The 7802-nt window shown below is 46.5% G+C and carries 3 protein-coding genes and 1 pseudogene; 2 read left to right on the plus strand and 2 right to left on the minus strand.

Annotation, left to right across the window (positions count from 1 at the left end; all coding sequences use genetic code 11):
• Window positions 1–13: 13 nt before the first annotated feature.
• Together L693_RS0112855 and L693_RS0112860 are read right to left on the minus strand one after the other, a co-directional pair.
• Entirely contained in the window at window positions 14–3130 is a 3117-nt protein-coding gene (locus tag L693_RS0112855) for an efflux RND transporter permease subunit (protein ID WP_025717599.1), read from the minus strand.
• Complete coding sequence (locus tag L693_RS0112860; RefSeq protein ID WP_025717600.1) at window positions 3127–4536, minus strand: efflux RND transporter periplasmic adaptor subunit; 1410 nt, start codon at window positions 4534–4536, stop codon at window positions 3127–3129. Before L693_RS0112860 ends, L693_RS0112855 begins: the two co-directional genes overlap by 4 nt.
• A gap of 265 nt (window positions 4537–4801) precedes the next feature.
• Between L693_RS0112860 and L693_RS0112865 the strand changes: the two genes are divergently transcribed.
• A complete protein-coding gene (locus L693_RS0112865; protein ID WP_025717601.1) occupies window positions 4802–7519 on the plus strand; it encodes a stalk domain-containing protein in 2718 nt (905 codons plus the stop codon).
• Window positions 7520–7566: 47 nt separating this feature from the next.
• Window positions 7567–7802 (plus strand): annotated as a pseudogene (locus L693_RS28065) (histidine kinase); the annotation flags it as partial.

The following is a 7802-nucleotide window of genomic DNA, read 5'->3' on the forward strand; positions in this document are numbered from 1 at the left end:
TACTCCATGCGTTTTATAAAGGCTGATCGGGTGTCATAACCGTGTGTTGTTGTTTTTGGAGCTGACGGCGCAATTTGAACTTGGCCAAAATCATATACAAGGACGGCACGACAAACAAGGTTAACATAGTTGAAAACAACAAACCGAAAATGACGGTAAAGGCCAGTGGTTTGAAGAGAAGGCTTCCCAGCAGGGCTAACGGAATCATTCCTACAATAGCAGCCAGAGAAGTCAATAAAATGGGTCTGAAACGGGCAGCGGTAGCTTGTATCACGGCTTCTTTTAGTTCCATTCCTTCGTGCCGGGCATCTTCAATAAATTCAATTAACACAATTCCGTTCCGTACAACAATGCCTGCAAGAGCAATAATTCCCATGATGCTCATAAAACCGATAGGCATACCAGTCAAGAAAATACCAATGATCCCGCCGGCTGCTGCCAGATATACGGTCGTCATAATGATAATAGGGATGGACAGCGAGTAAAACTGCATAGTGATCAAAAGTAAAATGAGTAGAACTACAACGATCGACAGCTTCCCTAAATCTCCGAATATGGTGGATTGATCGGATGTCTCGCCGCCTACCTCCCATTTATAGCCTTCAGGGAACTTCATTTGTGCCAATTTGCTTTTTACATCCACCATCGCTTCGCTTGCAGTACGCCCGTTCAAATCGGCTTCTACCGTAATCGTCCGCTCCATATTGTAATGCTTGATTTGCTGAATTGCAAATGAAGGCTTGATCTGTACAAGCTGGTTTAATGGAATCTGCACACCGGCAGAGTTGACCACACTTAATTGTTGGAAAAGGGTGCTAGGCTCCTCATTGCTATGATTCAAATACAATTTAATATCCACCAGGTCGTTGCCAGTGTCAAATTGGCTGACTTTCGCTCCTTCTTTTAATAAAAGCAAAGTACGAGTCAGATCCGTGTAACTTACCAGGTATTGATCCATAGCCTGCTTGTTGACTTGCAGATCCAGTGCATATCTTTCAATCCCTATATCATCCACGATGCCGGTTGTGCCCTTCACTGTGGCAATCTGCTCCTTTACCTTTTGGGCAAGGGTTTGCAACTGGTTCAGATTCTGACCGGAAATCCGAATGGAAACAGGTTTGCCTACCGGGATTCCCAGACGGGGAACATGTGCCGTGATTGTAGCTTCAGGATATGACCTTTTAACATGCTGTTCCCAGGCATCCACTGTCGTGTTAAGATCAAAAGTATTTTTTTTGCCGACGACCGCAACTTGTCCCACGGTTTCATCATATCTAATATCTCCACCCGAACTACTAATATCACTAAATAGCTGCGGTGCAGCTCCTCCGGCACTGTAGACGACCTCGGAGGTTTCTGGCTGCTTCTTGATCCAGTCTGCAATGTCTTTGACGACCTGATCCGTTTCTGTAACGGAGGTGCCTATAGGCATCTTTATATTGAATGCGACATGAGGGTCCTCCGAATCGGGAAAGAGTTCGACTGCAGTAAATGGAACCAATCCATAAGCGGCTGTTCCAAGCATGAGTCCTGCCATTGCAGTCAGCAAGGGACGCTTAATGACTTTGGGCATCAGCTTTTGTGAATACAGCTTATTTAAAGACTGAATCTGCCGGCCCAACAAGCCTGCAGGCTTCATTTTACGTTGAGGTTGACGATTCTGTCTGCGTTTCTCATACCATTCCCGGAAAATGGGGATGATGGTGAGCGACATGATCATGGAAGCAAGCATGGTCAGCGAAACAATGGCTGGAATAGGCTTGATGAATGCACCTACATTTCCTTGCAAAAACAGTAGTGGAGCAAAGGCTGAGATGGTAGCCAGTGATGCAACCAAAATCGAAAGCATCACTTCTTTAGTACCTTTGATAGCTGCATCTTTGGGTGATTCCCCTAGTTCCGTAAGCCTCCGCTCAATATTATCATTTACCACTACAGCGTCATCGACAAGTATGCCAAGTACTATGATTAGACCGATAACCGAAATTTGATTTAGTGTAATACCGAACATAGGCAAAAAGATAATAGCAATGGCAACCGAAATTGGAATCGCCAGTGCGACAAAAGCAGAAGTCAGCAAATTCAGGCCCAACATACAAACGAGAATCACAGCTGCAATTGCTAGGATTGTCTCGCGTTGCAAATCGTCGAAGATATGGTCTACCTGATCCTTTTGTGCAAAAAGAGTTTCAAGCCGAATCCCATCGGGAAGGGTTCTTTCTAACTCTTGAAGCTTGGCATTGACCTTTTTGCTCATAGACGGGACGTCTGTGCCCTTTTCTGCTCCAATACTTAGCGTAATGGCAGGTTTTCCTTCTACATAGGCAAAGTATTCCTTTTTGGCGTGTGCCAGCTCGGTCGTGGCAACATCTCGCAAATAGACGGGAGCCCCCTCCTCAGTCCGAGTCAGAATGGCTTGATTTAATTCCTCGGCTTTTTGGGGCTCCCGGACAATGAGCTGAAAAGTACGTCCGTTGTAGTCAATATCGCCGGTCGGAACCCGATCGATTTGTGACTGGATCGCCTGTGCGACCTGTCCCCACGACAGATGGTACTGTTGAAGCTTTTGATTATCGATTTGGACACGCACTTCCTGGTCAGGGAGCCCGTTGAACTTGACATTGGATACACCTGGTATGGTGTTGAGCTGATCTTTCCACGTTGTGATTAAATCATTGAGCTGATATAGCGGTGCAGGGGAGTCAGCTACCAGCGCATAGGAGCCGATAAATGAACTGGTCAGCTTATCATTCACCACGGGAACTTCAGCACCTTCCGGAAGATCTGCTTGCGCATCTTGTACTTTTTTACGCATATTATCCCAGACTGTTTGTGGATCAACTCCATTTTTGGATTCAATTAAAATAGAGGAGAATCCGTTACCGGAAGTCGATGTAATCGTTTTAACACCTTCTACTTCCTTGATGCGCTTTTCCAGCTCCTTGGTTACGGTTTGTTCAACTTTTTGCGGTGAAGCACCAGGATAGACTGTTGTTACCATAGCATTTTGTATGGTGACATCTGGCATTTCCTGCTGTGGTAATTGGAAAAATCCAAAAGCTCCGACTAAAACAAGCATAACAAAAAAAAGTAACGTAATTTTTCGCTTTTTTACGAAATATTCAATCATGGGCGGCCGCCTTCTTCCGCTTTAATCGCATTGCCGTCAAATAGATTTTCTGCCCCTTTAATGACAATACGTTCGCCCTCACGAAGGCCAGATACGATTTGTAATTGATTTTCTATAACCTGATCGCCAAGCTTTACGGGTGTTTTAACAGCTTTTCCTTTAATATCTTTAAAGATAAAAGGCTCTGTTCCTGTGTTAATGACCGCTTCAGCGGGAACGAGAATGCCGTTCTTGTCTGTCACCTGTCGAGCAGCTTTAATCACCTGACCAGGTAACCAGTCCCGCTGAGGATTGTTTATAACGATCTCTACGTTGACTATTCCCGTATTGGCACTGGTTGAAGGGTAGATATTGGAAACAGTGCCTTGACGGCTTTCCTCATATAGCATCACATTCACAGATTGCCCCTTCTTCCAATCTCTGATTTCACTGTCCGGTACCGGAAGCAGTACCTTGAGACGGTCAATTGAGCCTATGCGATAGACGGTTTGGCCTGAAGCGACCAAGTCACCTGTATTCACGCTCTTGCTTAAAATAACGCCGTTCACAGGAGAAATTAGACGGGTGCGTGAAAGCGCAAGTTCTGCCTGCCCCTTGGCAACAAGGGCTTTTTCGTAGTTGGCATGGGCTTGTTTTTTGGAAGCTGCAGCCTGCTCACTGGCAGCAAGGGCTTTGCTTTTACCTGCAAGCGCATCTTGAAAGGAAGCCTGGGCGGATTGATGATCTTCGGTTGTGGCCCCTTCCAGCAAAAGGGACAGGGATTCCGTGGCTTGCTCCAGATCTTTCAGGGCCGCAGTAGCATTCAGGCGAGCATTCTCATTATCTGATGCGGTGGCAGCGCCTGCCTCAAACAGCTTCTGCGTACGCTCACTATCCGTCTTGGCTTTATTATAGGCACTTTGTGCCTTATCTACAGTGGCTTGCGCTTGCTGTTTCTCTTGAGCTCGTGCACCTTTATTGATCTTGTTGACATTCGCGCGAGCTCCTGTAATGCCAGCATCGGCGGATTGAATCGCAGAGCTAGCAGCTTGTAAATTAGCCTGTGCGTTATCAATACCAGCTTGTGCCTCCAGGATGGAGGCCGTCGCCTGTGCCACTTGGAGCTTGTAATCAGCGTCATCCAAACGAGCAATAACAGCTCCCTTCTGTACAGCAGTACCGACAGTGAGATCTGCACTGGCTACGGTGCCTCCATTTTGAAAAGCCAGTGTGTTTTCCTCATAAGCCTGAAGAGTGCCTGACAAGTTATAGGCAGTATGGAGCGGAGAGGATTTGACAACTGTAGTACGCACAACGGTTGGCTGTGCAGTTGAGCCTAGACTAGCATCTTTCTCCACGCTGGAACATCCAGCGATTGCTATGCTCAGGGATAAAGTAAGTACGGTAAGTAACCGTTGTTTATTCATGATTTCAAACCTCCCGATAGGTCAATAAAAATAGACCTGAACTCATTAGTATGTTTTGAACTTAATAGTTCATTCGTATTATATTTCGCCCATACTGTGTTCGTCAATTCGCTGTTTTCGATTTTGTGAATAAGTTGACGGGATTTTCGTAACTTTTGCCTTTATAATAAGTCTATTAATATAAGAAGACTTTTTTTGTTTATTGCTAGCGTACACGTACGGATCATTCCGTTTGAATACAATGAAGATGGGAGCTATTATCCAAATGTTTTTAAGTAATAGGAAACAGGGCAATGAGAAAGTGGACGGTAGAAGAATCACTAAGAGATGGGCTGTTCTGACACTGGCAGGAGTATTATGGGTAGGACCGGTTGCTGGAACAGGGACTCTAATCCCCTTGAATGGTTGGATATCTGCACCAATCGCAAGTGCAGCCTCCGGTTCAACGGTAAAGTTAGGTGAAGAAATTATTACCTCTGGTGCAACTTTGATGCAATATCGTTTTAAGGGTTCCAAAGGAACAGCACTGGCTGATATTATCCGGGTAGACTTGCAAAATCCATACGTCAAGCTGGATGTCATGACCGGGAAGAACGGACAGTTTACGACCCGTCAGAGTACAGGTGGTATGGCAAAAGAAACTGGTGCGGTTGCTGGTGTAAACGGAGATTATTTTAATACCTCCAGCGAGGGAGCGCCGATTGGCGGACAAGTATCCAAGGGTGTGTTAATGTCTACTCCGTCTGATTTAACAGGCATGTATGCCTTTGCTGTAACCAAGGACGGTTCTCCGATGGTAGAGCAGTTTACTTTTGAAGGTACAGTAAAGGCCGGGGATGGGTCATCCTTTTCTTTGGCAGGGATGAACAAGGCTTCATATACGCCTGAAACGAGTGGAAGCAGCTACAGCCACTCTAATGCTATGTATATTTATACATCTGCCTGGAAGGCAGTGGAACGTCCAAAAAACAGCTCGACAACGCCTACCGAGGTATTGGTGCAAAACGGCGTGGTTACGCAAGTCTCCAGCAACGCTGGATTGAATATGACCGTCCCGCAGGATGGCTATATTTTGCGTACTCATGGTAAAGCGGCTGAATATGCCAAAGAGCATCTGACTGTGGGACAGACGGTAGAAACGAGCTATCACCTTCGTGTGAAATCGACAGGGAGTGAAGTAGATCCTTCCAACCTTCAAATGATGATTGGTGGACATACCATATTAGTAAATGACGGTCAGAAAACCTCGTATTCCCGGAGCACAACAAGCATAGGCGGGACCCGTGCGCGTACAGCTTTGGGATATTCCCGTGACAAGCGTTACGCTTATGTCATTGCCGTTGAGAAGAACGGGAACAGCGTTGGTGTCTCTCTGAGCGAGCTGCAAACCCTGATGCAGGATATTGGCGTCTGGAAAGGGATGAACCTTGACGGGGGCGGTTCTACTACTATGGTAACCCGCGATTTGGGAGATACGACGGCAGAGCTCACGTTTAATACCGAATATGGCACGGAGCAGCGCAGCATCGTAAATGGAGTGGGTGTATATACCAGTGCTCCTAAAGGGACGCTTAAAGGCTTCACCATTAAAGGCAATAAAACATTGCTGATCGGTCAGACCGGAAGCTATTCCTTCAAAGGATATGACAACTACTACAATCCATTCGATACTTCGAAAGTACAAGTGACGTGGAAGTCCAGCAATCCGGCTGTTGTGTCAGTGAGTGGTGGCGTTGTAAAAGGAGCCAAACCAGGAACTGCTACACTAACAGCTTCCAGTGGTTCAGCAAGCGCAACGACCAAGGTTACGGTGCTTGGAGCAGATGAAATTTCATCATTGACTGCAGGAAGTGGAACAGGCTCACTCGCCGCTGGTGCTAAAATTGCTGTACCTGTAACGGCCAAGACAAAAGATGGTCAAAGCGTCAGCATTACGTCAGATGCCCTCAAGTGGGAGTTCATCGGCTTTAAGGGAAGTGTCAAGGACAACCAGCTTACAGTCAACTCGGTGGACTCGGGTGTGAAAACGGGCTATGCCATCGGTCGCTATGACGGTTTCAGTGCGGTTGTCTTCCTGTCTGCAGGTGGGGAAAGTACAAGCGATTGGGAGGATTTTGAAAATGTTTCGTATCCGATTGATTTTACTTCGAATGTAGCTGGTGTTACCGGGACAGCTGCCGTTGTGCAAGGAGATGGGGATCATGCCAACTCTAAGGTGCTGGAGCTGAACTATGATATGACAAACGGCAGTGGCAAAATGTATGCTTATGCCCAACTGAACGGCACATCCGGAAAAACGCTTGAAAAAGCGGCTTCATCCATCTCTGTGGATGTGAGAGGGGATAAAAGTCTGAACTGGCTGCGGGCAGAATTGGAGGATGCTCAAGGCCAAACGGCATATATTGATCTGGCCAAGGTAATTGACTGGAATGGCTGGAAAACAATTAATGCAGACATGAGCGGACTGAAAATTTCATATCCGGCGAAGCTCAAGCGTCTTTATGTGGTCAATGTCGCAGAGGGTCAGGATGAGCGCGCTAAAACAGGCAATGTCGCTTTTGATAATATTTCTTTTAATACACCGGGAACGGTTGGTACCGAAGGACTCAAAAAAGGAACAGCTCAGATGACAATCGGGCAAAAATCAATGAGCGTGAACGGAGTAGCGACAGCGATTGATGCGGCTCCGATGACACGCAATGGGGCAACGTATGTGCCGATCAAGTATGTGCTCGATGCTTTTGGTGGGCAGGCCAAGTGGAATGCAGGCGATCAGCGGATTACGATTATGCGCGGCGGTGTGCTGATGGATCTGACCGTAGGGGAAAAAGAAGTTGTTCTGAACGGAAAGCGTCAGAGCACGGATGTAGCGCCTATAGTGCTAGATGGTAGGACTTTAGTCCCATTAAGACTTGTGTCTGAGCAGCTAGGGATGACTGTAAAATGGGAACAAGAAACGAAGACCATCACCCTCCAGTCATGATATGGTATGATATATACTTGAAATGCTAGGATTGGAGTAGAACATTTGTGGACTTTCAAGCCGATATCATAGACCGAGTCATTAAAAATGCCATCCAGGTGATGGAGAACAGCAAATATCAGATGTTCGAAATATTGGACACGGCCCGGATCGAGCTGGTCACGTTAAATCAGGAGCTTCAAAGTGTTCTGAAGGAAACGGCGGAAACGATTGAAAAGGTGGACCAGCTGGAAATGAATTATCGGCGGTCCCGTATACGGCTGACTGAGGTCAGCCGTGACTT

Source organism: Paenibacillus sp. 1-18 (genome assembly GCF_000520755.1).
In the GTDB taxonomy this organism is placed as follows: domain Bacteria; phylum Bacillota; class Bacilli; order Paenibacillales; family Paenibacillaceae; genus Paenibacillus; species Paenibacillus brasilensis.